General features: G+C 45.2%; 1 protein-coding gene. It reads left to right on the top strand.

The annotated features are described in order from the left end of the window. Positions 1–310 (top strand): DPP IV N-terminal domain-containing protein (locus HRG09_RS28480; protein ID WP_174104121.1); only part of this gene is annotated, 310 nt, incomplete at both ends.

Raw genomic sequence — 310 nt, 5'->3', positions numbered from 1 at the left:
CTCTTTAGAAACAGGACAAATCATCCAACTGACTCATGATGGTAAGCGATACTATGATTATGGCACTCCGCTGGAGACAGAAACTTCCGCTGTCTTTAAACGATTATCTAACCAAAAGATTCCACCAGCAGCACTGTGGTCACCGGATTCCAAACAAATCTTGACGCACCGGCTTGATCAACGCAAGGTACGAAAAATGTCCCTTCTGCAATCAGTTCCTTCTGAAGAAGCAAAGCCGCCCGTCATCCATTCGTATCGCTATCCGCTAGTCGGAGATAAACACCTTCCATTAGCCCAATTTGTAATTTGC

This window comes from Bacillus sp. Xin1 (genome assembly GCF_013314535.1).
GTDB lineage: Bacteria > Bacillota > Bacilli > Bacillales > Bacillaceae_G > Bacillus_A.
Note: the sequence above shows the minus strand (reverse complement) of the source record. Positions and strands in the feature narration are given on the sequence as shown.